Here is a 25,617-nt window from a genome sequence, read left to right as displayed (position 1 = left end):
ATCAGCAGAATGACGGTGTTGATGGCGCTTACGCTCTGGTCTGATTATGGGCGCTCTCCCGCCATCGCCAGCATCGCTGGGCTTCTCGCCAGAGCGGCTGTCGCTCGCTGTGAAGCGCAGGGCTACGCCAGCCAGCTTCATCCCAACGTGAATCGCTGCATGGCCGTAGACAGTCCATCGATCTCTCGCTTGAGCAAGCTGGTCGAGGTGCTCGCCTGATCAACTAGACTGGCGTTGCGCTGGGTAATGCCATCCAGCTGTACGATGGCCTGTGCAATCTGTTCGATCCCCGCCGTCTGGTTGTTGCCGGCTTGCGCAATCTCGTTCATCAGATCGTTGACTCGGTTGGCAGCCGCCACCATCTCTTCCATGGCGCGACCCGTGGTGTGGGCCAGATCGGCACCGGCCGCAATCTGGCCTGCCGAACCCTCGATGAGCCGCTTGATCTCGCGGGCGGCGGCGCCCGATCGTTGGGCAAGTGAACGCACCTCCGATGCCACGACCGCAAATCCACGCCCTTGTTCTCCTGCGCGTGCTGCCTCCACCGCTGCGTTCAGGGCGAGGATATTGGTCTGGAAGGCGATGCTGTCGATCACACCGATGATGTCATGGATCTTGCCCGATGAAGTGTTGATGGCAGCGATGGCCGATACCATCTTCTGTACCATCTCCCCTCCCCGCTGCGCCAATTCGCTGGCACGATCGGCGGCTGTCCGCGCTTCTTGTGCCGCTGCAGAATTGGTCCGCACGGTGTGCGCCATATCCTGCATCGAAGCCGTGGTCTGTTCGAGCGATGCCGCTTGCTCCTCGGTCCTCGCCGACAGCGCGGCGTTGCCGACGCATAGCTGGTCAATACCCTCTGCGATCTGTCTGCCGTGCACCGTTACCTCGCGGATCATCTGCGACAGGCTGCGATTCATGGTCGACAGCGCCGCCATCATCTTTCCCGTCTCGTCGTGTGAAGTCACGTTGATCTTGCTGCCCAGATTCCCGCGCGCCACAGCGCTGGCGATCTCCACGGCTTCTTTGAGCGGCCCGCTCACGCGACGCGCGATCAACAAGGACAAGCCCAGTCCGCAAACCAACGCCACCGCAAGCAAGGCAGCCACTCCTACACGGGCCTGCCCGAAGGTTGCATCGGCCTCAAGTCCGCTCTCGCGGCTGCCTTGTTCGACGGCAGCCAGGAGAGTGGACAAGGATTTCTCGACCGACCGGTCCAGTGCTGCTCCGTCCTCCTGGGCCAGGGCCTTGGCTTCTTCGGTGCGTCCTTGATCCGACAGGCTCAGGAGCTTTTCATGCAAGACCAGGTAGCGCTTGATGGACTCGCCATAAGCGCGCCATACCTGCTGCTCGTCATCCTTGAGAGGCAAGGCCTGAAATTGCTGCTCGAGCGATTCACGTCGGCGTGTAATCTGCTGCATCGCGGTCTCGGCAGCCCGCGCCTCCGCATTACGCGTGGCCAGCATGTGGCGGAATTCCTCGATACGAAACCGCGCAAATTCGCTGCGCAGATCGAGCAAGATGCGTTGTGCTGGCGTCCAGCGTCCAACCAGATCGCCTGTCGCATCATGTACCTGGCCGATCTGTATCAGCGCAAAACCGCCGAGAACGGCTGTGAAGGCCAGTACCACAAGGAATGAGACCATCAGTTTGACGGCCAAGTTGGGGCTACGCAGCAATCTCATCGGCGTCGTTTCAGGTTGATCAGAACGTCAGTTGTACTTTCATCCAGGGCCTGTCTCACGCTTCAGTGGCCTTGACCATATCCTCGATGACCTTCTTGGCATCGCCAAAGACCATCATGGTCTTGTCCATGTAGAACAGTTCATTGTCCAGGCCAGCGTAACCGGCGGCCATGGAGCGCTTGTTCACGATCACGGTCTTGGCCTTGTAGGCTTCCAGGATCGGCATGCCCGCGATGGGCGACTTGGGATCCTTGGCCGCCGGGTTGACCACGTCGTTGGCGCCCAGCACCAGCACCACGTCGGCCTGGGCGAATTCGCTGTTGATGTCTTCCATCTCGAACACCTGGTCATACGGCACTTCGGCCTCGGCCAGCAACACGTTCATGTGGCCGGGCATGCGGCCGGCCACCGGGTGGATCGCGTACTTCACGGTCACGCCGTTGTGGGTCAGCTTTTCGGTCAATTCCTTCAGTGCGTGCTGCGCACGTGCGACGGCCAGGCCGTAACCCGGCACGATGATGACGGTTTCTGCATTTCCCATCAGGAACGCCGCATCATCGGCCGATCCCGACTTGACGCTGCGCTGCTGCTGCGCACCGCCACCGGCCGCCGCCGCCTCGCCACCGAAACCACCCAGGATCACGTTGAAGAAGGAGCGGTTCATCGCCTTGCACATGATGTAGGAGAGGATGGCGCCGGAAGAACCGACCAGCGAACCGGCGATGATGAGCATGGAGTTGTTCAGCGAAAAACCAATGCCCGCCGCCGCCCAGCCGGAATAGCTGTTCAGCATCGAGACCACCACGGGCATGTCGGCACCGCCGATGGGGATGATGATGAGCACGCCCAGTGCAAAGGCAATGGCGGCCATGAGGATGAAGGGCAGCCAGTTTTGCGTGAGCACGAAGATGATGCCGAAGCCGATCATGGCCACCGCCAGCAACAGGTTCAGGAAATGCTGGCCGGCGAAGTTGACCGGCGCGCCCTGGAACAGGCGGAACTTGTACTTGCCCGAGAGCTTGCCGAAGGCGATCACCGAACCGGAGAAGGTGATGGCGCCCACGAAGGTGCCGATGAACAGTTCCACCCGGTTGCCCACGGGGATCAGCTGCCCGTGCGCCGAAATGCCCAGTGCCCACGGCTCGGCCACCGCCGCCACCGCGATACAGACCGCCGCCAGACCAATGAGCGAGTGCATCGCCGCCACCAGTTCGGGCATCTTGGTCATCTCGACGCTACGCGCCAGATAGGCGCCGATGCCGCCACCCACGATCACGCCAGCGGCCACCAGCAGGTAGCCGATGTCGCCGGAAGGATTGCTTCCCTCGCCCTTGAGCTTGACGATCAGCGCCAGCGTGGTCAGCACCGCGATCACCATGCCGGCGATGCCAAAGCTGTTGCCGCGCCGGGCCGTGGCCGGGTGCGAGAGGCCCTTCAAGGCCTGGATGAAACAGATCGATGCGATCAGGTACAGCAGGGTCACCAGGTTCATGCTCATGCTTGTTCTCCCGACTTGGCCTTGGGCTCTTTCTTCTTGAACATTTCCAGCATGCGCTGGGTCACCATGAAGCCGCCAAACACGTTCACCGCCGCCAGCGCCACGGCCAGCGTGCCGGCGATGCGGCCGACCGTGCCTTCGGTGAGGCCCGCCGCCAGCATCGCGCCGATGATGATGATGGCCGAGATGGCATTGGTCACCGCCATCAGCGGCGTGTGCAAGGCAGGGGTCACGGTCCAGACCACGTGGTAGCCGACGTAGATGGCCAGCACGAAGATGATCAGGTTGATGATGGTGTGGCTGACTTCCATTGCTTGTCTCCTTATTTGCGCAGCACTTCGCCACCTGAACAGAGCAGCGTGGCCGTGACGATATCGTCTTCCTTGTTGATGACCAGCTTGCCTTCGGCATCGATGATCAACTTGAGGAAGTCCAGCACGTTGCGCGCATACAGCGCCGAGGCATCGGCCGCTACCAGGGCCGCGAGGTTGCCTTCGCCGATGATGTGCACGCCATGCTTGATGACGGTCTTGCCGGGTTCCGACAAGGGACAGTTGCCGCCCTGGTCGACCGCCATGTCCAGGATCACTGAACCGGGCTTCATGGCCTTGACCGTGTCTTCGCTGATCAACACCGGTGCCTTGCGGCCGGGAATCAGGGCGGTGGTGATGATGATGTCGGCCTGCTTGGCGCGTTCGTGCACCAGCTCGGCCTGGCGCTTCATCCAGTCAGGTGGCATGGGGCGGGCATAGCCGCCCACGCCCTGGGCGATCTCTTTTTCTTCCTCGGTGAGGAAGGGCACGTCCAGGAATTTGGCGCCCAGCGACTCGATCTGCTCCTTCACGGCAGGCCGCACGTCGGAGGCCTCGATCACCGCACCCAGCCGCTTGGCCGTGGCAATGGCCTGCAAGCCGGCCACGCCAGCGCCCATGATCAACATGCGCGCGGCCTTCACGGTACCGGCTGCGGTCATCAGCATGGGCATGAAGCGTTGATAAGTGTTCGCAGCCATCAGCACGGCCTTGTAGCCGGCGATGTTGGCCTGCGAAGAGAGCACGTCCAGCGATTGCGCGCGCGTGGTGCGCGGCGCGGCTTCCAAGGCGAAGGCGGTGAGGCCGGCGGCAGCCATGGCGGCGGTGTTGTCAGCGTCAAAGGGATTCAACATGCCAATGACCACGGTGCCGGGCTGGATGCGGGCGCGCTCGGCCGCGTTGGGGGCGCGCACCTTGAGCAGGATCTCGGCGGTGTAGACGGCGTCGGCACTGCCGATACTGGCCCCTACGGCCACGTAGGCTTCGTCGGGAATACTGGACTTGACCCCGGCGCCGGACTCGACCATCACTTCGTGCCGGGCCGCGATGAGTTTCTTGGCGGTCTCCGGCGTGACGGCCACACGGGTTTCTCCATCCCGTGTCTCGACGGGGATGCCTATGATCATGAATTGCTCCTGCTGTTATCGTTCTTGGTATGCGGTCATGCGGTATGCGGCGGGGACATCCCTCAGGATGCCCCCGTTGCTGCATCAGAACTGGTGGCGAATGCCGGTTGTCACGCCCAAACGGTTGCCGAACAGCGTCCCGGAGGTCGAGCCGAGCGTCTTCCAGGCGTCGGTGAGCTTGGTGTAGTCCACGGTGACATAGACATCGGTACGCTTGCTGAAGGCATAGAGTGCGGTCGGCGCGATGGTCAGGCGATTGCCGCTGGTACCGGCGTGCTTGAGGCGGTCGAAGTAGACGGCATTCCACAAGCTCCACGGTCCGCTGATGTTCCACTTGAAGCCGGCGGAGTAGGAGCTGTTACGGTAGTCGGCAATGTCGAGCTTGTTGTTGATGTAGCCCAGATACCATTTCACCGGTCCGACGGTGTAGGTACCACCCAGGGACCAGGCAGTCTGCTTGCTGTTGGCACTGATGGCCGAGCTGAAATAGGTCGTCGAATTGTTCAACACCTGCCACGCACCGCCGACGTGCAGCGGACCATCGTCATAGGCCAGGCCGACGGCCTTGGATTCCCCATTGTGGATGTCGCCCGCCACTTCGCCGGCGCTGTAGCCCACCGAGGCGGTCACGCCCTTGAAGGTGCCGGCATAGCGCACGCTGTTGTCCAGTCGCGCACCCATGGTGTAGTTGCCGCCCTGGAAGCCGATGGTCTGGGTGACGTTGGAGAGCGCATAGACGTCATAGCTCACCAGCATGTCATGGATCAGCGCATATTGGCGACCCAGGGTCAGCTTGCCGAAACCGCCTTGCAGGCCGACCAGCGACTCACGGCCGAACAGCCGGGTGCCAGAGGCTGGCTGCTGCTGCAATGCGCCGGTGTCGGTACCAAAACCGGTCTCCAGCGAGAACAGCGCGGACAGTCCACCGCCCAGATCCTCGGTCCCCTTGAAACCGATGCGGCTGCCGGAGAGCGGGCCGCCGGCCAGTTGCACCTTGCTGCCACCTGCGGCGTTCTCATTGGTGCTGTAGCGGATCGACGAATCGACGATACCGTAAATCGTGACACTGCTCTGCGCCTGGGCACCACAGCTGATGATCCCCAGCGCTGCGGCCGACATGGCTATTTTTTTCATTGACGACTCCCTTTAGTGGTTGAATTGAATTGCACCCTCTACCTCAGACTTATCGGGAGCCGGCGTGGCGCCGCCTCCCGGCAATGGCCGCCAGGATGTCAGTCATAACGGCCCTTGTTCTTGGGATCAGCGCAGCGCTGCGACGGCCGTCGCCATGCGGCGGCAACCTTCTTCGATGGTTTCTACCGAGGTGGCGATGGACATGCGCATGTAGGGCGAAAGACCATAGGCAGTCCCTGCCACCAGCGCGACACCGGAGCTTTCGAGGAAATACATGACCACGTCGATGTCGTTCTCCAGCACCTTGCCCTGGGGAGTCTGGCGGCCAAGCAGGCCGCTGCAGTTGATGAACAGATAGAAGGCGCCATCAGGCTTGCGGCAGCTCAGGCCGACAATGGCGTTGATCAGCTCCAGCCCGCGATCGCGCCGGCGGCGGTAGGTTTCGGCAAACTCGGCCACGAAGCCCTGGTCTCCGGTCAGCGCAGCAAGGGCGGCCGCCTGGCTGACGGAGCTGGGATTGCTGGTCGATTGTGACTGCAGGATATCGAGCGCACCGATCAGGTCGGCCGGCCCGGCGGCATAGCCGATGCGCCAACCGGTCATGGCATAGGTCTTGGAAACGCCATTGATCAACAGCGTGCGCTCACGCAGATCGGGGGCTGCATTGAGCAGGTGCGGCGTAGCTTGACCGTCGAAGCGGATATGCTCGTAGATGTCGTCCGTCATCACCAGCACCTGCGGATGACGGCGCAGTACCTCGGCCAGGGCTTGCAGTTCTTCCAGGGTGTAGGCGGCCCCGGTGGGATTGCTGGGGGAATTGATGATGAGCCACTTGGTGTGCGCCGTGATGGCCGCATCCAGGACCGCCGGCGTGAGCTTGAAGCCGTCTTCTTCCACGCAGGGAACGACGACCGGCGTCCCGTCACAGGCCAGTACCATGTCCGGGTAGGACACCCAATAAGGTGCCGGCACCAGTACTTCATCCCCGGCTTGCACCGTGATGGCCAAGGCATTGAAGATGGCATGCTTGGCCCCGCAGGTGGTGATGATCTCGCGCGGAGAATAGGCCAGCTTGTTCTCACGCGCCAGCTTTGCTGAAATGGCTTCGCGCAATGTGGGCGTTCCCGCCGTCGGCGTGTAGCGGGTCTGGCCGGACTCGATAGCCTCGGCGGCAGCGCGGCGAATGTGCGCGGGCGTGTCGAAATCGGGCTCGCCCACGACCAGGTTGACGATGTCCTTGCCCTGGCGGCGCAGTTCGGCCGCACGCTCTGCAGCGGCACTGCTGGGGGACTGTTTGATGCGACGGACGCGGTCAGCGATACGGGGGGAAGTCACACGGCTCTCCAAAAAACGATCAAGAGCGCTAACGGTAAGCGGCTGCCCCTTTTTTCGATAAGACGACTTTCGTCTGGCAAAATAACGTCGCCTTATGGCTGGCGCGCAAACGCACTTCGGTCTGGCTTGCGACGCCTCGGCGGTGCCGTTGGCGCTCCTTCGCAAACCCTTTAAAACACCGGCTTGCAGCGTTGTCGGCGCAATCTGGCGCAGGGCCCGGAATGGTAAATAATTTCCGTGTAACAGTGTGTTGATCCCGCAACGCGAGCAGCCATATAAAATTCTTCTGCCGTGATAGCGTTATCATTGGAGCCAGACCTATATCAACAAGCAGAAACCAAACTGCGCGCCGTATGAGGAGACAGTGGCGTGATTCTTGCATCACGGCTGGCAGCATGGGAGGAAGAGAATCGTGAACCTGCGGCGCCTTAAATATTTTGTGAAAATTGTCGATATCGGCAGCCTGACCCAGGCGGCCGAAATCCTGCACATCGCGCAACCCGCCTTGAGCCAGCAACTGGCCACCCTGGAAGGCGAGTGCCGGCAACAGCTACTGGTACGGACCAAGCGTGGCGTGACGCCTACCGAAGCGGGCAGTACCCTGTACCGGCACGCTCAGATCATCCTGCGTCAGGTGGAGCAGGCTCAGAACGACGTCAAGAAATCGGGGCAAGCACTGTCTGGCCAGGTGTCGGTCGGGCTCTCGCCGGGTACTGCCGCCTCGGCACTGTCCCTGCCGCTGCTGCAAACGGTGCGGGCGCGCCATCCTGGCGTGCTGCTGTACATCAACGAGAACTTCGGCACGACCCTGAGTGAACTGATCATGAACGGGCGCATGGACATGGCGGTCCTGTATGGCGAGAAGTCCTTTCCCGGCCTGTCCTACAAGCCTTTGCTCAAGGAAGATCTTTATCTGGTAGCGCCTGCCTGTCTGCACTTCCCGGAGCGCGACATCAGCTTGCGCGAACTGCGCGATGTGGAGCTGCTGCTGCCGCGTCCCTACAACTATGTGCGCAAGTACGTCAACGAAGCCTTCATGGGCGCACAGATGGTGCCGCGCGTGGTAGCCGAGATCGAATCGGCCGCCACCTTGTCGTCGGCCATCGGTGCTGGACTCGGTGCGACCATCCTGCCGGTATCGGCCGCACGGGTGATTGCATCCTCGGGCAATGCCACGCTCTCGCGCATCATCGATCCGGTCATCCTGGCTCCGCTTTCCCTGTGCGAGTCGGATCATCTGCCCTTGTCCGAACCGGCGCATGCGGTGCGCGAAATCCTGCTTGAACTGGTGGATGACCTGGCCCGCGACAGCGGGCAGCCGCTCCCTCAGGAACCATGAACCACTGTGGATTGGCGGCGGCATTCTTGCGCGCCAATCCATAAGGTGACCTTATCCCTTCAAAGCCAATCCGTCTTATCCCATAGCGAGCGGTCCGCGTATATTGAATTCCTGAATATCGATAGCGCCGCACAGGCAAGGAAAGAGATGGATATCCCCAAGATAAAAGCATTGATCGACCTGCTCAACAGCTCCGGGCTGAGTGCACTCGAGCTCGCCGAAGGCGAGCACAGCGTGCGCCTGGAACGACACGCAAGGCCGGGGGGGCATCAGGTAGCGCCGCTTCCGGCAGCAACCACCCCCTCAGCGGCGCCTCTGGTTTCTCCGCCGCCTGCAGCCAGCAGCACCAGCTCCGCGAGAGTGATCGCAGCGCCCATGCAAGGCATCTTCCATCTCACGCCCGCTCCGGGCGAGCCGCCTTTCGTGAAGATCGGCGATGAAGTGCAGCTGGAACAAGTGGTCTGCGTGATCGAAGCCATGAAGATGTTCAACACGGTCGAATCCGACCAATCCGGACAGATTGCTGAAGTACTGGTGAGCTCCGGTACCGAAGTCAAGGTCGGCCAGGCCCTGTTCCGCCTCGCCTGACCCTGGCGCGTATCGACATCGCTCACTCATCCCACACATTCATGCTCAAGAAAGTTCTCATCGCCAATCGAGGCGAAATCGCTCTGCGTATTCAGCGAGCCTGCCGTGAGCTGGGCATCGCGACGGTGGCGGTCTACTCCGAGGCCGATGCTGGCGCCCGCCACGTCCGCCTGGCCGATCAGGCGCTGTGCATCGGGCGCGCCCACCCCACCCACAGTTATCTCAACAAGCACGCCATCGTCCAGGCCGCGCGCCTGTGCGGCGCGGACGCGGTTCATCCCGGCTACGGATTCCTGTCCGAGAATGCGGAATTTGCGCAACTGCTGGAAGACGCCGGCATTATTTTCGTTGGCCCGCTGGCCAAGTCCATTCGCGTGATGGGAGACAAGATCGCAGCCAAGCAGGCCATGCTGGCAGCGGGCGTGCCGTGCGTGCCGGGTTCCGACGGCGCATTGCCGGCCGATGCGCAGGCATTGAAGCGGATGGCCAGCGACATCGGCTATCCCGTCATCGTCAAGGCCGCTGGTGGTGGTGGTGGCAAAGGCATGCGTGTGGTCCAGCAGGAAAGCGAGCTGGCCGATGCCGTTGCGCTGACCCGCGAAGAAGCGCGCCGTGCCTTCGGCAACCCCGAGCTGTACATGGAAAAGTTCCTGCAGCATCCCCGGCATGTCGAGATCCAGGTGCTGTGCGACAACCACGGTAATGCCCTCTGGCTGGGTGCGCGTGATTGCTCGATGCAGCGCCGCCACCAGAAGGTCATGGAAGAAGCACCGGCACCCGGCATTGCCGCCGAGTTGCTGGAACAAGTGGGGCAGCGCTGCGTGCAGGCCTGCCGGCAGATCGACTATCGCGGCGCCGGCACCTTCGAATTTCTCTTCGAGGATGGGCGCTTCTACTTCATCGAAATGAATACGCGCTTGCAGGTGGAGCATCCGGTCACCGAAATGACCAGCGGCATCGATATCGTACAGGCACAACTGCGTGTGGCCGGCGGGGAGGTATTGCGCCTGCGGCAGCAGGATATCCGTTGCGAGGGCCACGCCATCGAATGCCGCATCAATGCAGAGGATCCCTATACCTTCGCGCCCTCACCCGGCACCATCAGCGACTGGGAGCTGCCCGGCGGCCATGGCGTGCGCGTCGATTCGCATGCCGGCGTCGGCTATACAGTGCCCCCCTACTATGACTCCATGATCGCCAAGCTGATCGTACATGCTCCCACCCGCGACGAAGCACTGGCCCGCATGCGTGGCGCGCTGGCAGAGATGCGGGTCGGCGGAGTCAGCACCAACCTCGCCCTGCATGGCGACCTGATGAGTGAACCCGGCTTTGCCGCAGGTGGCGTCAACATTCATCACCTCGAACACTGGCTCAAGCATCGGAACGCACCGTGAACCCATCGACCAAGCTCAGACAAGTCCCCCCGTTGGCAGCGCAGCCAGGCACCGCTGATCATTCCATGCAGATCAGCCTGCTGGGCGCCAGGGCCATCCTGTTCGAGGCACCGGGCGCAATGGACCTGCCCCGGCAACGCCGTATCTGGGATCTGGCCCGGCGCCTTGCAGCCTGGCCCGAGGTGGCCGAAGTCGTCCCCGGCATGGCCAACCTGATGCTGGTGCTGCATCACCCGCCCTCCGACATCGCCAGCGTGCAAGCCGCCTTGCGCCAAACATGGGAAGAGTCGGTCGAATGGCACATCGAGGGCCGGCACGTGGAGCTGGACGTGATCTACGGAGGCGATGGCGGCCCGCACCTGGGCGATGTAGTGGCCCATACAGGCCTGTCCGTGGACGACATCGTGCAGTTGCATGCGGCGCCTCTCTACACCATCTATGCCTTGGGCAGCCATCCTGGCTACTGCTACCTGGGCGGCATGGATGCACGCATCGCCACGCCCCGGCGCAAGGTACCGGTGGTACGCCTGCCCGGCGGCTCCGTCTCCATTGGCGGCGAACAGACCGGGGTGTCGGCGTCGGCAGGCCCAAGCGGCTGGAACACCATCGGCCACACTGAAATGCGCTTCTTCGATCCGCGCCGCGAGCCGCCAGCCATCCTGGCGCCGGGCGATACGATCCGCTTCAACATTGCAAAGGTGATCAAATGATCGAGATCCTGGCTACCGGTGCGCTGAGCACCGTTCAAGACCTGGGCCGGTTCGGTGTATTGCGTTATGGGGTTGGCACCTCGGGCGCCATGGACGATCTCGCCCTGGCCATCGGCAACATCTTGCTGGGCAATGACAGCAATGCCGCCGGCATTGAAGTCCCGATCCTGCCGTTTCGTGTTCGCTTCACCACCGATACCGATTTTTCCCTGACCGGGGCCGACTGCGAAGCCACGCTGGATGGCCAGCCCGTTCCGCCCTGGTGGTGCCGGCATGCACGCCAGGGGCAGGTAATGGCTCTGGGTGTGCCGCGCAGCGGTGCGCGGGCTTACCTGAGCGTGGCCGGAGGCATTGATGTCGATCCGGTACTGGGGTCACGCAGCACACAGATGCGCGGCAGTTTCGGCGGCTTCGAGGGCCGCCCGCTGAAGAAGGGCGATGCTCTCAAGGCAGCACAGCGCCCGGGTGAATTCACCCCGGTGTCGGCGATTTCCTCCAGCGGCTTCGGCGTACGTCCGCCGCAATTGGGATTGCCGCTCGCGCTGCCGGGAGCGCAGGAGCAGATCGTCGTGCGGGTCCTTCCGGCGGGCGAATATGACGGCTACACGGCGCAATCGCTGGAAGCATTCTGGCAGCAACCATGGCAGGTCACGCCGCAGAGCGATCGTTATGGCTACCGTCTCGAGGGACCAGGATTGCAGGCGGCCCGCCCCATGGAAATGCGCTCGCACGGCATCGTGCCGGGCGTGATCCAGGTACCCCACAGCGGGCAACCCATCATCCAGTTACGCGATGCCCAGCCTTCGGGCGGTTATCCCAAGGTGGGGACGGTGATCGAAGCCGACCTGTGGCGACTGGGACAGGCGCGCATCGGACAGTCGCTGCGTTTCATTCGGGTAGACCATGCGCAAGCCAGTGCTGCGCTGGAAGAAAAGGCGCTCTATCTCGCGCAATTGCAACAGGCGGTGCACATGCAACGCAAGATCTGGAACAGCTGAGGCAGCCATGGATATCGAACAACTACAGACACTGGTCAAGCTCACTGAGCAAGGCAGGCTGGCGGTGCTGGAGCTGCGCAGGCCGGGAGAGCGGGTGCGCCTGGAGGGCCCGGCCCACCTTGACGGTGTGGCACCGTCAACACTGCCGGCAGCACCGGTGCCGGAGACGAAAACTCAGGTCACGGCGCCCGGTTTCGGCCATTTCATTGCACAACATCCGCAGCGGGCCGAGCCCTTCGCCGGCGATGGCAGTGTGGTGAAACCGGGGGACATCCTGGGACTGATCCAGGTTGATCACTTGTATCTGCCGGTCACGTGCAAGCACGCTGGACCGGTACGCTGCCTGGCAACAGACCAGAGCCTGGTGGGCTACGGAACTCCCCTCTTTGAAATTGGCGCCTGAACGGTGACCGCAATGCCATCGGGCAACAAAGGACATGCATGAAGATCGATCTCAATGCCGACATCGGCGAAGGCTACGGCCATTACCGCATGGGTGACGACGAAGCACTCATGGACATCATCACCTCGGCCAACATCGCCTGCGGCTTCCATGCCGGCGACCCGGTGATCATGGACCGCACCTTGCGGCAGGCCGCCGCACGCGGCATCGATATCGGCGCCCACGTGGGATTTCCCGACATGCTTGGCTTCGGCCGGCGGGTGATCCAGGCCGATCCGCAGGAACTGGCCAAATACGTGCTCTACCAGCTGGGTGCGCTCTACGGCCTGGCTCGGGCAGCCGGCTGCCGGGTCGGACACATGAGCTTCCATGGCGCACTGGGCAATATGGCCGCTGCCGATGATGCACTGGCCGAACCGCTGCTCAGCGCCATCGCGCAGTTCGACCCCGAGATCATCATCAGCGTCTCGACCAATACGGCCATCGAACGAGCCGCCTTACGCCACGGCCTGCGGTGTGCTACCGCCTTCCTGGCTGACCGTGCCTACGACGATCAGGGGGCGCTGGTCTCGCGCAAATTGCCCGGCGCCGTCATAGAAGACAAGCAAGCCGTGCTGCAGCGCGTGGTGGATCTCCTGCGCACCGGCAGCATCGCATCCATTACCGGTTCACGACTGCCCATGCCGGTACGGCAAATCCTAGTGCATGGCGATACGCCCGGCGCCGTGGCACTGGCGCGCTCCATCCGTGACGCCATCGAGCAGGCCGGGGGCAGCGTCACGCCGGTCAGCCGGCTGCTCTAGCATATCGGCCTGGCTGGGCATAAGGAGTCCTTATCCCCTCAAAGCCAATCCGTCTTAGTCTGAACGGCGCGCGGGCGCTATATTCGAATCAGCGGGCTGCCCGTGCGGCGGCCCCCACAATGGAGATTTTCATATGCCTTTTTCTGATTACAAGACCGCACTGGTCACAGGCGCCTCGACCGGCATGGGTGCGGCCATCGTCGAACGTTTCTGCAAGGAAGGCCTGGAAGTGCATGCACTGGCCCGCAGCGAGGGCGCGCTCAAGGAGTTGGCGGCACGCACCGGTTGTATCCCGCATGTGGTGGACGTACGCGACCTGCCGACACTGACCCGCCTGGCACAGCAACACCAGTTCGACGTACTGGTCAACAACGCCGGCATTTCCACACCTGGTTCGATTCTCAATGCCAGCGAGAGCGACGTCGATGCACAGGTCGAGATCAACCTGCAAGCGGTTCTGCACCTGGTACGCCTGATCATGCCCGGCATGGTCGAACGCGACCGGGGCCACATCATCAACATCAGCTCGATCGCCGCCATTTACAACTTCAACGGCAACTCCATCTATCACGCTACCAAGGCAGGCATCCACGCCTTGTCGCGTCAGCTGCGGGTCGATGCCACCGGCAAGCGGGTCCGCGTGACCGAGATCTGCCCCGGCCGGGTGGCCACCGACATCTTCGGGCATGTGCATGGCGATATCGAGGCGGCGCGCAAGCAGTTCATCGATGGATTCGAACTCCCCCAGGCCTCCGACATTGCCGACGCCATTGCCTTTGCCGTCTCGGCCCCCATCGCAGTCAACATCAGCAACATCGAAATCCTGCCGACACTGCAAGTCCCCGGCGGCCTGACGACCATCAAGCCGCAGGACTGAGTCCACGGCATTCCTTCCCATCAGAAAGAGAACCCATCATGGAACATATCGGCGCCCGCAAGAATCCTTCTTCGCCGCAAGCCCCTTCGGCCATCATCGACCAGCTCAAGAAAATCCCGTCGGCGCTCATCAGCGACAACATGCGCCGTCTGGCCGGCACCTCCAACCTGCGCCCCATGTATCAAGGCGAACAACTGGTCGGTACCGCCGTGACCGTTCGCGTGCGTCGCGGCGATAATCTGGCCATCCATCGCGCCTTTGACTATTGCCGCCCGGGTGACGTGATGGTCATCGATGGTGGCGGTGATACGACGCAAGCGCTGATGGGCGAGATCATGACCACCTATGCAAGGACCATCGGCATTGCCGGGCTGGTGATTGACGGCGCCATCCGCGACGTGGCAGGTATCCGCGAAATGGGCTATCCGGTCTTCGCACGCGGAGCAACCCATAAGGGCCCGTACAAATGCGGCCCCGGTGAAATCAATGTACCGGTCAGCATCGATGGCCTGGTCATCAACCCCGGGGACATCATCGTGGCCGACGAGGACGGTATCGTCGCGTTCGCGCAGTCCGAAGCGCCGTACCTGATCGAAAAGGCGCTGCAGCAGATCCAGCGCGAGCACGACACCATGACCGCCATCCGCGAAGGTCGCTACGACCGCTCCTGGATCGACGCGCTCGAGGCCAATAGCGCCGGCTGAAGCGCTTTCCGCAGGTGTAGTACCACCCGCGCGAAATGGCACGTTCGCGCGGGTATCAATAAATAAAACGATATCGGAGACACATCAGATGAAAGCAGCCATCGCCGTGACCCGGGCGACCTTCCCGGATATCCTCGAACGCCTGCAGGCGCATTTCGACGTACTCGACAATCAGCAGGACGTATTGTGGAGCCAGGAGGAACTCATCGCCCGCCTTCAAGGCAAGGTCTGTGCGATGACCCACGGCAGCGACCGCATCGACGCCGCGCTGCTGGATGCCTGTCCTCAATTGCGCGCAGTGTGCAATGTCGGCGTGGGCTACAACAACATCGATGTAGACGCATGCAACAGCCGCGGTGTGCTGGTCACCAATACGCCCGACGTGCTCACCGAGACCACCGCTGATTTTGGCTTTGCGCTGCTGATGGCCACGGCCCGCCGGGTCGCCGAGTCCGATCGCTACGTCCGCTCGCGCCAATGGACGAAAACGGGTGTCTACGACATGCTGCTGGGAGCCGATATCCACGGCAGCACACTGGGCATCTTCGGCATGGGACGCATTGGCCAGGCCATCGCCCGGCGCGGCGCACATGGTTTCGGCATGCGCGTGCTCTATCACAATCGCAGCCGCCTCGCCCCCATGGTCGAGCAATCCTGCAATGCCACCTACGTGGATCGGCACACGCTGTTGTCACAAGCGGATCACCTGGTCGTGGTGGTCCCGTATTCCCCCTTGTCGCATCACGCGATTGGAGCCGCCGAACTGGCGCTGATGAAACCCACCGCCACCCTGGTCAACATCGCACGCGGCGGCGTCATCGATGACGCCGCGCTGGCCCAGGCCCTGCGTGCCGGCACGATTGCTGCGGCCGGGCTGGATGTCTTCGAGGGTGAGCCCAACGTGCGTCCGGACTTGCTGGACATTCCCAATGTGGTATTGACACCGCATATTGGGAGCGCCTCCATCCAGACACGGCGCGCGATGGCGCTGCTGGCGGTACGCAACCTGGAAGCCGTCTGTGCCGCACCGGTACCGACGGTCCTGACCCCGGTCAATCCGGAGCTGCTGTCCAGCCCCTCCCGTCTGCGCCGCTGACTCGCTTCCCACTGCCTGTTGCAGCCATGCGCGTGATTCTTGCAATACGCCATGGCTGCTCGTGTCTGTCACCCGGATCCAGGCCGGGCAGCCCCAAAATGGGGCTTGTTGCACCATCAGAGACGAAGCATGCACCACCATTTCAGAAACTTATCGGATCAGATGAAAAGCGTCTTTTCTTATCGTTTTTGAACCGCGTATTCTCTCTGAAAACAATATGTCACTGCCAAGGCGAACGACCCTCGGCGCATCAGTAAAGGAGAAACGCCATTAACCTCAACCTCAATTTTGCAGCCGTCCTGCAGGGGCAATATGCCGACTTGCTGGTCAAGGGCCTGCTGCTGACCCTCGAACTGACGGTTGCGTCCTGGCTCCTGGCCATGACACTGGGCACCTTGCTGGCGACCATGCGCATGAGCGGACACCGGGGGGCCATCGGCATCGTCTCTTGCTTCGTGGCCTACCATCGCAACGTGCCCATGCTGGTACAGATCATGATGTGGTACTTCGCGCTCCCGTCCTTGCTGCCGGACGACGTCCAGATGTGGATCAACCAGTTCAACGGTGAATTCCTCTACTCGGTCATCGCCATCGGCTTGTGCATGGCCGCCTACGTATCGGAAGATATCCGCAGCGGCCTGCGGGCCATTCCGGCCGGCCAGTTCGAGGCCTCACGCGCACTGGGCTTGAGCTACATCCGCACCATGCGTTTCGTGATCCTGCCCCAGGCCATGCGCATCGCGGTCCCCCCGCTGATCAACCATACCGTGCTGCTGTTCAAGAACACCAGCCTGGCCATGGCCATTGGCGTGGCAGAGCTGACCTACGCCAGCCGCCAGGTGGAGAACTACACCTTCCGCACCTTTGAAGCCTATCTCATCGCCAGCCTCGGCTATCTGGCCTTGTCCCTGGCATTGATGGCGGCCGGCGAGGCGATCTCGCGTCACTACAAGATTCCTGGAAGCCGCTAAATCATGTTCGATATCCTGCACAACTACTGGGAACTGCTGCTGCTTGGGCAATATCCGCACGGTGCACTGGGCGGACTGTCCATTACCCTGATCCTCTCGCTGCTGGGTCTGGGCCTGGCCTTCCCGGTCAGCATCCTGCTGGCGCTGGCACGCATCAGCCCGATGGCCGTGTTTCGCATACCGGTGACCATGCTGGTCTATACCATCCGCGGCATTCCGCTGATCATGGTGATCTTCTGGGTGTATTTCTTCCTGCCCCTGGCGATCGGCCGTACCATCACCGGCTTCACCACCATGCTGTGCACCCTGGTGATCTACCAGAGCGCCTATCTTTGCGAGGTCATCCGTGCAGGCATCGAAGCGCTACCCAAAGGACAGCTTGAAGCATCACGCGCACTGGGCCTGGGGTATTTCCGCACACTGCGCTTCGTGATCCTGCCACAGGCCTTGTACAACATGATGCCCAGCATGATCAGCCAGTTCGTCTCCACCATCAAGGAAACCTCGCTGGGCTACGTGATCAACGTCCCCGAGGTCACCTTCGCGGCCAACCAAGTCAACAACCAATTGCTGACCAAGCCGCTGGCTGTCTTCTCGCTACTGGCCCTGATCTATTTCATCTTGTGCTTCTCCTTCACGGAACTGGCGGATTACATCGAGCGCCGCATTACCCACAAACGTGCAGGCAAGGCACGCAAGAACAAGCCGGATGTTGGCAGCAGCCTGTCCATGACCGCGCTTCCCGCAGCAGCAAGCAAGGAGAATTCATGATTATTTTTACCGACGTCAACAAGTGGTACGGCAATTACCATGCCCTGGTCAACGTCAATGCCCAAGTCAAGCGTGGTCAGGTGGTCGTGGTCTGTGGCCCCTCCGGATCGGGCAAGTCCACCTTGATCCGAACCGTCAACCGGCTTGAGGACATCCAGAAAGGACAGATTGCCTTCGATGGCCAGGACGTCAATGCCGCCGGGCTCGATCTGAACAAGTTCCGTACCCGCGTGGGCTTCGTGTTTCAGCAATTCAACCTGTTTCCGCACCTGTCGGTGATGGACAACATCATTCTTTCCCCGACCCGGGTCAATGGCCTCAAGCGCCAGGCCGCGCGCGACAAGGCGATGAGCCTGCTGGAACGCGTCGGCCTGGCATCCAAGGCCGACGCCTTCCCCGGCCAGCTCTCCGGCGGCCAGCAGCAGCGCGTGGCCATCGCGCGTGCACTCGCCATGGATCCCCCGGCCATGCTGTTCGATGAGCCGACCTCGGCGCTGGACCCCGAGATGGTGGGTGAAGTCCTCAACGTGATGAAAAGTCTGGCGCGTGACGGTATGACCATGATGTGCGTCACGCACGAAATGGGATTTGCCCGCGAAGTGGCCGATCAGGTCTGGTTCATGGATGCCGGGACCATCCTGGAACGTGCCACGCCCGAGAAGTTCTTCACCAGTCCCGAACACCCGCGGGCGCAACGTTTCCTCTCGGATTTGCGCTCGCATTGAAGTTTTCACTGTCGCACCCCAAGCAGCTTGCAGAACACGGAATTCGTCCTGATCAAGCGGATTCGTACCAGCGCCTTCTGCCGGCAGGCAAGGGCATTCATTCATCAAGACCTGTTCCAAGAAAAACTGAGGAGCCTTACACCATGAAATTGAATCGCATCGTCTGTGCCTTCCTGTTCTTTGGCACGATCGGTATCATCCCGCAGGCCAACGCGGACCAGTTGCAGGAAGTCCAGGCTCGCAAGGAGTTGATCTGTGGTGTCTATGCAGATGTGGTTCCGTTCTCCTACCCCGACCCCAAGACCCGAGCGCTGGTTGGCATGGACGTAGACCTGTGCAATGCGCTGGCCAAGGAAATGGGCCTCAAGCCCACGCTGAAGCCCTTGTCGGTGGAAGCACGCATCTCGGAAGTGAAGATGGGACGCGTCGACCTGGTCATCGCCAATCTGGCCTATACCAAGACACGCGGTGAACAGATCGAGTTCAGCAATGCCTACTACATTACCAAGGAAGTGTTGCTGGTAAAGAAGGCCGATGCCAACAAGACCCTGGCCGACTTCGAAGGCAAGCGCATCAGTGCAGCCAAGGGGTCGACCTCGGAACAGTCGATCTACATGTCAGTCAAGAATGGCCAGGCCGTGACGTTCCAGGATTCCGGATCGGCCTATCTGGCCCTGCAGCAGAACAAGGTCAGCGGCTTCGTCACCAACATGATGACGGCCATCCAGTATGCCCAGGAGACCAAGGGAACGCCGAACGAACTGGCGATCCTGCGCGAACCGATGGCGCTTGAGCCGATCGGTGCGGGCATGCGCAAGGGCGAGCCGGCGTTTGCAGCGGCCGTCAACAAGGGCTTGATGGGGCTGGAAAGCTCGGGTGAGTTCAAGAAGATCTGGGACAAGTGGCTAGGTCCCGATACCCGCTACGGCATCACCCGTACGGAAAAGATCGCGCCGTTGAGCGAATTGAAGTTCCAACCCATGCCCTGATCGTCTCTTCAATATCCCCTGGTAGTTGCTTGAGGAAGTGTCACCTGAGTGTGGTGACTTTTCGGGGATTGGCAGCAGTGGCCAATCCCCTTTTTGATTTCTGGCACTGCAGTTTGCCGTTGTCACTCCTCTGCTTCGCTTTCCCCCTCTCGTTTCACCTCAGGTCTCATGTCTTCCAAGGATCTTTTTGCTGTCCTCATCGCCATTGCGGTGTGGGCTGGCAACATCATTGCCGTCAAAGCAGGTGTCGCAGAACTGCCGCCCTTGTTGATGACGGCTATGCGACTGGCCATGGTCGGCCTGGTGTTATTACCCTTCTCGCCTCCCTGGCGCATCGCACGGGCTCAATGGAAGTGGATCGTAGCGCTGTCAGCCACCTTTTCGACCTTGCACTTCTCCCTGATGTTCATCGGACTTGGCATGGCAGAAGCAGGGACAGGTGCCATCCTGCTGCAGATGGGCACGCCCCTTGCGATCGTACTGGGCGTGCTGCTCTTCGATGAAACGATGGCGCGTCATCATTGGATCGGACTGGCAGTCTCCCTCATGGGCGTAGCCATCCTTACCTTCAGTCCATCCATGCCAGGACTGCTCGCCTCCTTGCTGCTGCTGAGCAGCGCCCTGGCTTGGGCGGCATCGAACATCATCGTCAAGCTCGCGCGCTTGCCCGATCTGATGGCAATGATGTGCTGGTCTTCCCTGCTGGGCGTGCCGCAGGTGATGCTGGCATCGTGGATGTTCGAGCACGGACAGGCCGATGCCATGCTGCAGGCCAGCTGGCATGCCTGGCTTGCCACCGCCTATTGCGCACTGTGTTCGTCGGTGCTGGGCTACTGGATCTGGTACCGGCTCCTTGAACGATATCCGGTGAGCAAGCTCGCCCCTTATTCCCTGCTGACGCCTGTCTTGTCTGCGCTGCTTGGGGTCTGGATACTCAAGGACAGCGCCAGTCCCATCAAGATCATCGGTATCGCTACGGCGGTAGTGGGGCTGGGCGTACTCAATGTCGGCAAGCGCGTTGCAAAACGATGACAGCCGCTGTCTTCACTCCGACTTGCATCGGGTCGTCACATGAAAATTTACATCGCCGTGGACGTCGGGAAGGAGGGAGCACTTCCATCCGGAACTGCTCCCTCCGCAACACTACCTGATGCGCTCGAAGCGTTGCGCCAGGAGCAGGTAGGCCAGGATCCCCAACACACCATGCGCGGCCACGAACCACAAGGCATTGGAGAAGGACCCGGTACTGGCCACCACGTAGCCGATGACGATGGGCGTGACGATGCCGGCGACGTTGCCGATGCCGTTGAAGACGCCACCGCTCAGTCCCACCATGTTTTCCGGCGCGGTATCGGCCAGCACGGCCCAGCCGATGGCAGCCAGTCCCTTGCCGAAGAACGCCAGTGCCATCAGGGCGATCACGACCGTGTTGGAGTCTGAATAGTTGGCGCCCACCAGCATGGTGGAGAGCGCCATGCCGATCACGAACGGGGTCTTGCGCGAGAGCGAGGGATGCTTGCCGCGCTGGATCAGCCAGTCCGACAGCATGCCGCCGAGGATGCCGCCGCTGAAGCCGCAGATGGCCGGAAGCGCCGCCACCCAGCCGGCTTCCATGATGCTCATGCCGCGTCCCTTGACGAGGTAGATGGGAAACCAGGTGATGAAGAAATAGGTCAGCGCCGTGATGCAATACTGCCCGATGTAGATGGCCCAGAGATTGCGGCTCTTGAAGAGTACGGCGGCTTCACGCAGGCTGGCGCGCTGCTTCTTCTTGACCCGGTTCAACTCCAGATCGACCAGTGCGCCGCCCTGGCGCATCTGCTCCAGCTCTGCACTGGAAAGGCGCTTCTGGCTGTGCGGTTCACGATAGAAAGCGAACCAGACCACGGACAATCCCAGGCCCAAAGCACCCATCCAAAGGAAGACGTGTTCCCAGCCCATGCTGTGGGTAAGCCACCCCATCAAGGGCGCGAACACCACCACGGCCATGTACTGTGCAGAATTGAACAGGGCCGATGCGGTACCGCGCTCACGGGTCGGGAACCAGCAGGCGACGATGCGCGAATTGGCCGGGAAGGCGGGTGACTCCACCAGTCCCAGCATGAAGCGCATGGCAAACAGTGCGCTGGCGGCGGCCAGCCCTGACAGGCCCATCCAGCCCACCGTCCCCTGCAGCATGGTGAACAGCGACCACAGCACCAGGCTGCAGCCATACACGCGCCGCGCGCCAAAACGATCCAGCAGCCAGCCGCCCGGTACCTGCCCCAGTGCGTAGGCCCAGGCAAAGGCGGAGAAGATCATGCCCAGCTTGACCGGGTCCAGTCCGAGGTCGCGCACCACGCTGGTACCCGCGATGGACATGGTGGCGCGGTCGGCATAGTTGATCACCGTGACGATGAAGATCAGCGCCAGGATGCGATAGCGAAAGCGCCCGCCGACCGCAGGCCGGGCAGCGGCAGCGGGCTTGGGTGCGAAGGCGTCTTGCCCCGCTGGGACGGGGCTGGCGGGCTTGTTCATGGTGTCTCCTCCTGCTTGGGATGGTTGTCTTTTATGTGGAGTATCTGGCTCAGCCGGTCACGCTGGTCGGCGGCCGCTGGCCGGCGAAGCAGGCGGCCAGGTTTTCCAGCACGATCTCGCCCATGGCTTCGCGGGTCTCTTCGGTAGCACTGGCGCGATGCGGTTGCAGGACCACGTTGTCCAGCGCCAAGAGCGCGGGTGGCACGTGCGGTTCGTCGGCGAAGACGTCCAGCCCGGCGCCTGCAATGCGACCCTCGGACAGCGCCTTGACCAGGGCGGCTTCATCGACGATCTTGCCGCGCGCCACGTTGATGAAGTACCCGCGCGGACCCAGTGCCTCCAGCACGCTGCCGGTCACGATGACCTGGCCGTGATCGGCCGAGGCGGCCAGCACCAGGATATCCACGCTGGCGGCCAACTGCGCCACATCGGCCACGTAGCGATAGCCGCTGTCATCCTGGCGATGGGGATCGCAATAGGCGATCTCCATCGAAAAGGCGCTGGCGCGCCGCGCAATGGCATGGCCCACGCGACCCAGGCCGATGATGCCCATGCGCTTGCCGGTGACTTTGTTGGAGAGCGGCTGGTTGATCTTTCCCCACTGGCCGCTGCGCACGATACGTTCACCTACGCCCAGGTCGCGCAGGGCCATGATGGTCAGCCCCATGGCCATGTCGGCCACGTCGTCGGTGAGAACGCCCGGTGTGGTGGTGACGTGGATGCCGCGCGCGCGGGCGTGGTGCAGGTCCACCGCGTCGGTACCGATACCGCTGATGGCAATGATCTGCAATGCCGGCAGGCAATCCATGATGGCATTGGACAAGCCACGGGCGCCCCCGGTGACCACGCCCTTCACGAGGGGACCGATCTGGTCCAGCAGGACCGCCGGCACCTCGCTCTGGTACAGCCTGTGCACGCGATATCGCTCCACCAGCCTGGCATCGATGGCGGCGGGAACCGGTTGCGTCAAGAGGATATCGATGGCCTGGCTCACTGTGTTCTCCTTGGGACAAGCCACGCTGACGGGCCTGCAGGTTGATCTTGGTGGCAACAGTATAGAAAGGCGATCAATGTTCGTCTAACATAGATATCGACTGGATCAATTCAAAATTTGAATCATGGAATTACACCAACTCCGCTGTTTCGTGGCTGTGGCCGAGGAGCTTCATTTTGGCCGTGCGGCACAACGCCTGTTCATGACGCAGCCCCCGCTGAGCCGCCAGATCCAGATGCTGGAACATGCGCTGGGCGTCGAACTGCTCGAACGCAGCAGCCGCCAGGTCCGCCTGACGGCAGCCGGCAGCACCTTCCTGCGCGACGCCCGCCAGATCCTGGCCTTCTCGCAGCAGGCCGCCTTGTCGGCGCAGCGTGTGGCCAGCGGTCAGGCCGGTCGCATCACGCTGGGGTTCACCGCCGTCAGTGCCTACAGCATGATTCCCAACCTGCTGCTGCAGGCACAGCAAAGCCTGCCGGAGGTGGAAGTGGTCTTGCGTGAAATGGTGTCGGTCGCCCAGATGGAGGCACTGGTGACGGGGATGATCGATGTGGGGTTCATGCGCCAGGTGGTGAGCCGGCATGCGCTCTGTCACGAACTGGTCCACCGCGAACGATTGCTGGTGGCGCTGCCGCCCGGGCATGTGCTGGGCAAGCGCAGGAAGATCGCCGTGCGCCATCTGGACCAGCAGCCCTTCGTCATGTACACGCAGTCGGAAGGGCGCTATTTCTATGACTGCATCGCAGGACTCTTCGCCAGCCAAGGCGTGACGCCGCGCTACGTACAGCACGTGGGCCAGACCCATACTTTGCTGGGGCTGGTACGTGCGGGGCTGGGCGTGGCCATCGTGCCGGAATCGGCGCGCGAGCTGCAGCTGGGGGGTGTGGAATTCCGCGCCTTGCAGGAGCCGGCGGCCCATGCCGAGCTCTATCTTTGCTGGCGCAGCGATAACGATACGCCTGCGCTACCGGCCTTTCGCACCATGGTCATGGAGTTCTTTGCCGGGCGCCGCTGAGCTGCCGGCGATCTGGTGCGCATCGATTTCGAATACGCTCACCACTTCCGCCAAGCTCGCCGCTTCATTGTTGACCGAGCGCGCCTGCACGGAAGCATCTTGCACGAGCGCCGCATTATGCTGCGTCATGGCATCGATGTTGGCCAGCGCATCATTGACCTGGTGAATTCCGCTCAATTGCTCGGCGGATGCGCCGGTGATGTCGGAGATGAGCTCGCTGACGCGCTGGACATCGGCAACGATTTCCGCCATCGCCGTACCCGCCTGCCCCACCTCCACCGAGCCGGAGGCTACCGTGTCCAAGGATTCGCCTATCAGTCCCTTGATCTCCTTGGCGGCCTGGGCCGAGCGGTGCGCGAGGTTTCTGACCTCCCCCGCCACCACCGCGAAGCCGCGCCCCTGTTCCCCCGCCCTGGCCGCTTCCACTGCCGCATTCAAGGCCAGCAGATTGGTCTGGAACGCGATGCCATCGATCACCCCCGTGATCTCGGCGATCCTGCGCGAGGAGTCCGATATTTCCTCCATGCGCTGGATCACACCGTGCATGACCTGCCCACCCCGGGTCGCCGATTCGGCGGCCTGGCTGACCAGCCGGCTGGCTTCCCGCGCGGTATCGGCTGATTGCGAAATGGTGCCGGCGAACTGTTCCATCGCCGCTGCGGTGACTTGCAGGTTCCCCGCTGCCTGCTCGGTTCGTTCGGCCAGCGCCTGGTTGCTGACCGCGATATTGGCCGTGGCCGAAGAAACCGAGGCCACGCCATTGCGTACCTGGCTCACCAGTTCCCGCAAACCCTGCGACATGCTGCTCAAGGCCTGCTGCAGTTGCCCGAACTCATCCTGCCGCCGCAGCTCTGCTGACGCGCCTGCCCGCGTGAGCTTTCCCTGCGCGATGGCCTCGGCCTGCAGCACCGCCTGCGCCAGCGGGGCCGTCATCGAGCGGGCAATCGCCAGCGCCGTGACCACCCCCACCGCCAGCAGGACGGCCCCGCCCGCCAGCCCGCTCAGCATGAGCATGCGGCGCTGGCGCGCGACACCGCCAACCACGTCATCGCGCTGCTGCACCTCCAGCGCGACGAACTTCTGCAGCGCCGCCAGATAGGCCACGATGGCCGGACGCACCTCGTTGGGCAAGGCTTCCTGCAGGGCGCCGATATCCCCCTTCTCGGACAGCGTGGTGGCGCGGGTGATCATGGCGTCGAGCTTCGCAGCAGCGGCGTCGATGTGCGCCAGATACTCGGTATCCTCACTGCTGAGTTCGCGCGCCAGGATCTGCTTCTTCAGCGCGGCCATCCTGTCGCGCCCCTGCCTGATCTCCTGCTCATAACGCATGGCCAGGTCGCCATCGGAGGTGCCGAGTGCGGCGACGGCCCTCTCGCTGCCCAGCTCGGCCGCACCGAGCCAGCGTACGGCCGTGACGATGCGCTCGTCGTAGTCGCTGACGGCAGTCTGGCCTTGCTCCATTGATCGCAGGCTCAGGTACTGGGTGAAGGCGGCGACCAGCAACATCGCCACCATCAGACTGGTGATGCAGACCGAGAGGCGCACGGATACCCGCAAGTCATTCCACTTCATCTCTATCTCCCCCTTGGATCGTTGGACGCACGCGCCGGTGACACTGCAAGCCCATTTCGCC

General features: G+C 62.2%; 25 protein-coding genes. 16 read left to right on the top strand and 9 right to left on the bottom strand.

Features of this window, described 5'->3' with window-relative positions:
- Positions 1–137: 137 nt before the first annotated feature.
- From ACVC5H_RS02655 to ACVC5H_RS02630, 6 genes are all read right to left on the bottom strand, one after another.
- Positions 138–1,661, bottom strand: coding sequence for a methyl-accepting chemotaxis protein (locus ACVC5H_RS02655; protein ID WP_489620875.1), 1,524 nt, complete (start codon positions 1,659–1,661; stop codon positions 138–140).
- A gap of 79 nt (positions 1,662–1,740) precedes the next feature.
- Positions 1,741–3,183 (bottom strand): NAD(P)(+) transhydrogenase (Re/Si-specific) subunit beta, encoded by a 1,443-nt coding sequence (locus ACVC5H_RS02650; RefSeq protein WP_489620874.1) that lies wholly within the window; start codon positions 3,181–3,183, stop codon positions 1,741–1,743.
- The gene (locus ACVC5H_RS02645) at positions 3,180–3,494 is read right to left on the bottom strand and encodes an NAD(P) transhydrogenase subunit alpha part 2 (RefSeq protein ID WP_006461707.1); all 315 of its coding nucleotides are present in this window, start codon (positions 3,492–3,494) and stop codon (positions 3,180–3,182) included. The genes ACVC5H_RS02650 and ACVC5H_RS02645 overlap by 4 nt, the downstream gene beginning before the upstream one ends.
- 11 nt (positions 3,495–3,505) lie before the next feature.
- The gene (locus tag ACVC5H_RS02640; protein ID WP_489620873.1) at positions 3,506–4,621 is read right to left on the bottom strand and encodes a Re/Si-specific NAD(P)(+) transhydrogenase subunit alpha; all 1,116 of its coding nucleotides are present in this window, start codon (positions 4,619–4,621) and stop codon (positions 3,506–3,508) included.
- An 84-nt stretch (positions 4,622–4,705) separates the two neighbouring features.
- Positions 4,706–5,755 (bottom strand): porin, encoded by a 1,050-nt coding sequence (locus ACVC5H_RS02635; protein ID WP_489620872.1) that lies wholly within the window; start codon positions 5,753–5,755, stop codon positions 4,706–4,708.
- Between the two features lie 126 nt (positions 5,756–5,881).
- Positions 5,882–7,090: an aspartate transaminase gene (locus tag ACVC5H_RS02630; protein WP_489620871.1), complete on the bottom strand. Its 1,209-nt coding sequence runs from the start codon at positions 7,088–7,090 to the stop codon at positions 5,882–5,884.
- Between the two features lie 412 nt (positions 7,091–7,502).
- Here ACVC5H_RS02630 and nac point away from each other — a divergent pair, with 412 nt between their 5' ends.
- The 15 genes from nac to ACVC5H_RS02555 all read left to right on the top strand — a co-directional run bounded on the left by nac (position 7,503) and on the right by ACVC5H_RS02555 (position 20,490).
- Entirely contained in the window at positions 7,503–8,429 is a 927-nt protein-coding gene (gene nac, locus ACVC5H_RS02625; protein ID WP_489620870.1) for a nitrogen assimilation transcriptional regulator NAC, read from the top strand.
- A 147-nt stretch (positions 8,430–8,576) separates the two neighbouring features.
- Positions 8,577–9,017, top strand: a complete 441-nt coding sequence (gene accB, locus ACVC5H_RS02620) for an acetyl-CoA carboxylase biotin carboxyl carrier protein (protein ID WP_489620869.1) — start codon at positions 8,577–8,579, stop codon at positions 9,015–9,017.
- A gap of 41 nt (positions 9,018–9,058) precedes the next feature.
- The gene (gene accC, locus ACVC5H_RS02615) at positions 9,059–10,411 is read left to right on the top strand and encodes an acetyl-CoA carboxylase biotin carboxylase subunit (protein ID WP_489620868.1); all 1,353 of its coding nucleotides are present in this window, start codon (positions 9,059–9,061) and stop codon (positions 10,409–10,411) included.
- A gap of 65 nt (positions 10,412–10,476) precedes the next feature.
- Positions 10,477–11,121 carry a 5-oxoprolinase subunit PxpB gene (gene pxpB / locus ACVC5H_RS02610; RefSeq protein WP_489620867.1) on the top strand — a complete coding sequence of 215 codons (645 nt, stop codon included), beginning with the start codon at positions 10,477–10,479 and terminating at the stop codon, positions 11,119–11,121.
- Entirely contained in the window at positions 11,118–12,119 is a 1,002-nt protein-coding gene (locus ACVC5H_RS02605; protein WP_489620866.1) for a 5-oxoprolinase subunit C family protein, read from the top strand. Before pxpB ends, ACVC5H_RS02605 begins: the two co-directional genes overlap by 4 nt.
- Before the next feature lie 7 nt (positions 12,120–12,126).
- Positions 12,127–12,522: an acetyl-CoA carboxylase biotin carboxyl carrier protein gene (locus ACVC5H_RS02600; RefSeq protein ID WP_489620865.1), complete on the top strand. Its 396-nt coding sequence runs from the start codon at positions 12,127–12,129 to the stop codon at positions 12,520–12,522.
- A gap of 38 nt (positions 12,523–12,560) precedes the next feature.
- Positions 12,561–13,325 (top strand): LamB/YcsF family protein, encoded by a 765-nt coding sequence (locus ACVC5H_RS02595; protein ID WP_489620864.1) that lies wholly within the window; start codon positions 12,561–12,563, stop codon positions 13,323–13,325.
- A 133-nt stretch (positions 13,326–13,458) separates the two neighbouring features.
- Entirely contained in the window at positions 13,459–14,202 is a 744-nt protein-coding gene (locus ACVC5H_RS02590; RefSeq protein WP_489620863.1) for an SDR family oxidoreductase, read from the top strand.
- Between the two features lie 38 nt (positions 14,203–14,240).
- Complete coding sequence (locus ACVC5H_RS02585; protein ID WP_489620862.1) at positions 14,241–14,906, top strand: RraA family protein; 666 nt, start codon at positions 14,241–14,243, stop codon at positions 14,904–14,906.
- 88 nt (positions 14,907–14,994) lie between these two features.
- Complete coding sequence (locus tag ACVC5H_RS02580; protein ID WP_489620861.1) at positions 14,995–16,002, top strand: 2-hydroxyacid dehydrogenase; 1,008 nt, start codon at positions 14,995–14,997, stop codon at positions 16,000–16,002.
- A gap of 269 nt (positions 16,003–16,271) precedes the next feature.
- Positions 16,272–16,973, top strand: coding sequence for an amino acid ABC transporter permease (locus tag ACVC5H_RS02575; protein ID WP_489622643.1), 702 nt, complete (start codon positions 16,272–16,274; stop codon positions 16,971–16,973).
- Between the two features lie 3 nt (positions 16,974–16,976).
- On the top strand, positions 16,977–17,744 hold the full coding sequence (locus ACVC5H_RS02570) for an amino acid ABC transporter permease (protein ID WP_489620860.1): 768 nt from the start codon (positions 16,977–16,979) through the stop codon (positions 17,742–17,744).
- The gene (locus ACVC5H_RS02565; RefSeq protein ID WP_489620859.1) at positions 17,741–18,469 is read left to right on the top strand and encodes an amino acid ABC transporter ATP-binding protein; all 729 of its coding nucleotides are present in this window, start codon (positions 17,741–17,743) and stop codon (positions 18,467–18,469) included. Before ACVC5H_RS02570 ends, ACVC5H_RS02565 begins: the two co-directional genes overlap by 4 nt.
- A 143-nt stretch (positions 18,470–18,612) precedes the next feature.
- The gene (locus tag ACVC5H_RS02560; RefSeq protein ID WP_489620858.1) at positions 18,613–19,458 is read left to right on the top strand and encodes an ABC transporter substrate-binding protein; all 846 of its coding nucleotides are present in this window, start codon (positions 18,613–18,615) and stop codon (positions 19,456–19,458) included.
- Positions 19,459–19,626: 168 nt separating this feature from the next.
- Positions 19,627–20,490 (top strand): DMT family transporter, encoded by an 864-nt coding sequence (locus tag ACVC5H_RS02555; protein WP_489620857.1) that lies wholly within the window; start codon positions 19,627–19,629, stop codon positions 20,488–20,490.
- A gap of 111 nt (positions 20,491–20,601) precedes the next feature.
- Here ACVC5H_RS02555 and ACVC5H_RS02550 read toward each other — a convergent pair whose 3' ends face one another.
- Both ACVC5H_RS02550 and ACVC5H_RS02545 read right to left on the bottom strand, forming a co-directional pair.
- Complete coding sequence (locus tag ACVC5H_RS02550; RefSeq protein WP_489620856.1) at positions 20,602–21,975, bottom strand: MFS transporter; 1,374 nt, start codon at positions 21,973–21,975, stop codon at positions 20,602–20,604.
- A 49-nt stretch (positions 21,976–22,024) separates the two neighbouring features.
- The gene (locus ACVC5H_RS02545) at positions 22,025–22,969 is read right to left on the bottom strand and encodes a 2-hydroxyacid dehydrogenase (RefSeq protein ID WP_489620855.1); all 945 of its coding nucleotides are present in this window, start codon (positions 22,967–22,969) and stop codon (positions 22,025–22,027) included.
- Between the two features lie 121 nt (positions 22,970–23,090).
- Between ACVC5H_RS02545 and ACVC5H_RS02540 the strand changes: the two genes are divergently transcribed.
- Positions 23,091–23,984: a LysR family transcriptional regulator gene (locus tag ACVC5H_RS02540; protein WP_489622642.1), complete on the top strand. Its 894-nt coding sequence runs from the start codon at positions 23,091–23,093 to the stop codon at positions 23,982–23,984.
- Here the strand turns inward: ACVC5H_RS02540 and ACVC5H_RS02535 are convergent.
- Positions 23,934–25,556 carry a methyl-accepting chemotaxis protein gene (locus ACVC5H_RS02535; RefSeq protein ID WP_489620854.1) on the bottom strand — a complete coding sequence of 541 codons (1,623 nt, stop codon included), beginning with the start codon at positions 25,554–25,556 and terminating at the stop codon, positions 23,934–23,936. The genes ACVC5H_RS02540 and ACVC5H_RS02535 overlap by 51 nt on opposite strands.
- Positions 25,557–25,617: the final 61 nt, after the last annotated feature.

It is taken from the genome of Herbaspirillum sp. Her3, assembly GCF_057961275.1.
The sequence above is the reverse complement of the archived record's forward strand: the minus strand, read 5'-3'. Positions and strand labels throughout refer to the sequence as shown.

Excerpts from the sequence above, each read along its gene's own strand:
- ACVC5H_RS02550 (WP_489620856.1), bottom strand. The coding sequence starts at position 21,975 with ATGAACAAGCCCGCCAGCCCCGTCCCAGCGGGGCAAGACGCCTTCGCA.
- ACVC5H_RS02555 (WP_489620857.1), top strand. The coding sequence starts at position 19,627 with ATGTCTTCCAAGGATCTTTTTGCTGTCCTCATCGCCATTGCGGTGTGG.
- accB (WP_489620869.1), top strand. The coding sequence starts at position 8,577 with ATGGATATCCCCAAGATAAAAGCATTGATCGACCTGCTCAACAGCTCC.
- ACVC5H_RS02640 (WP_489620873.1), bottom strand. The coding sequence starts at position 4,621 with ATGATCATAGGCATCCCCGTCGAGACACGGGATGGAGAAACCCGTGTG.
- ACVC5H_RS02650 (WP_489620874.1), bottom strand. The coding sequence starts at position 3,183 with ATGAGCATGAACCTGGTGACCCTGCTGTACCTGATCGCATCGATCTGT.
- ACVC5H_RS02645 (WP_006461707.1), bottom strand. The coding sequence starts at position 3,494 with ATGGAAGTCAGCCACACCATCATCAACCTGATCATCTTCGTGCTGGCC.
- ACVC5H_RS02605 (WP_489620866.1), top strand. The coding sequence starts at position 11,118 with ATGATCGAGATCCTGGCTACCGGTGCGCTGAGCACCGTTCAAGACCTG.
- pxpB (WP_489620867.1), top strand. The coding sequence starts at position 10,477 with ATGCAGATCAGCCTGCTGGGCGCCAGGGCCATCCTGTTCGAGGCACCG.
- ACVC5H_RS02585 (WP_489620862.1), top strand. The coding sequence starts at position 14,241 with ATGGAACATATCGGCGCCCGCAAGAATCCTTCTTCGCCGCAAGCCCCT.
- ACVC5H_RS02580 (WP_489620861.1), top strand. The coding sequence starts at position 14,995 with ATGAAAGCAGCCATCGCCGTGACCCGGGCGACCTTCCCGGATATCCTC.
- ACVC5H_RS02600 (WP_489620865.1), top strand. The coding sequence starts at position 12,127 with ATGGATATCGAACAACTACAGACACTGGTCAAGCTCACTGAGCAAGGC.
- accC (WP_489620868.1), top strand. The coding sequence starts at position 9,059 with ATGCTCAAGAAAGTTCTCATCGCCAATCGAGGCGAAATCGCTCTGCGT.
- ACVC5H_RS02560 (WP_489620858.1), top strand. The coding sequence starts at position 18,613 with ATGAAATTGAATCGCATCGTCTGTGCCTTCCTGTTCTTTGGCACGATC.
- ACVC5H_RS02570 (WP_489620860.1), top strand. The coding sequence starts at position 16,977 with ATGTTCGATATCCTGCACAACTACTGGGAACTGCTGCTGCTTGGGCAA.
- ACVC5H_RS02565 (WP_489620859.1), top strand. The coding sequence starts at position 17,741 with ATGATTATTTTTACCGACGTCAACAAGTGGTACGGCAATTACCATGCC.
- ACVC5H_RS02595 (WP_489620864.1), top strand. The coding sequence starts at position 12,561 with ATGAAGATCGATCTCAATGCCGACATCGGCGAAGGCTACGGCCATTAC.
- ACVC5H_RS02635 (WP_489620872.1), bottom strand. The coding sequence starts at position 5,755 with ATGAAAAAAATAGCCATGTCGGCCGCAGCGCTGGGGATCATCAGCTGT.
- ACVC5H_RS02590 (WP_489620863.1), top strand. The coding sequence starts at position 13,459 with ATGCCTTTTTCTGATTACAAGACCGCACTGGTCACAGGCGCCTCGACC.
- ACVC5H_RS02535 (WP_489620854.1), bottom strand. The coding sequence starts at position 25,556 with ATGAAGTGGAATGACTTGCGGGTATCCGTGCGCCTCTCGGTCTGCATC.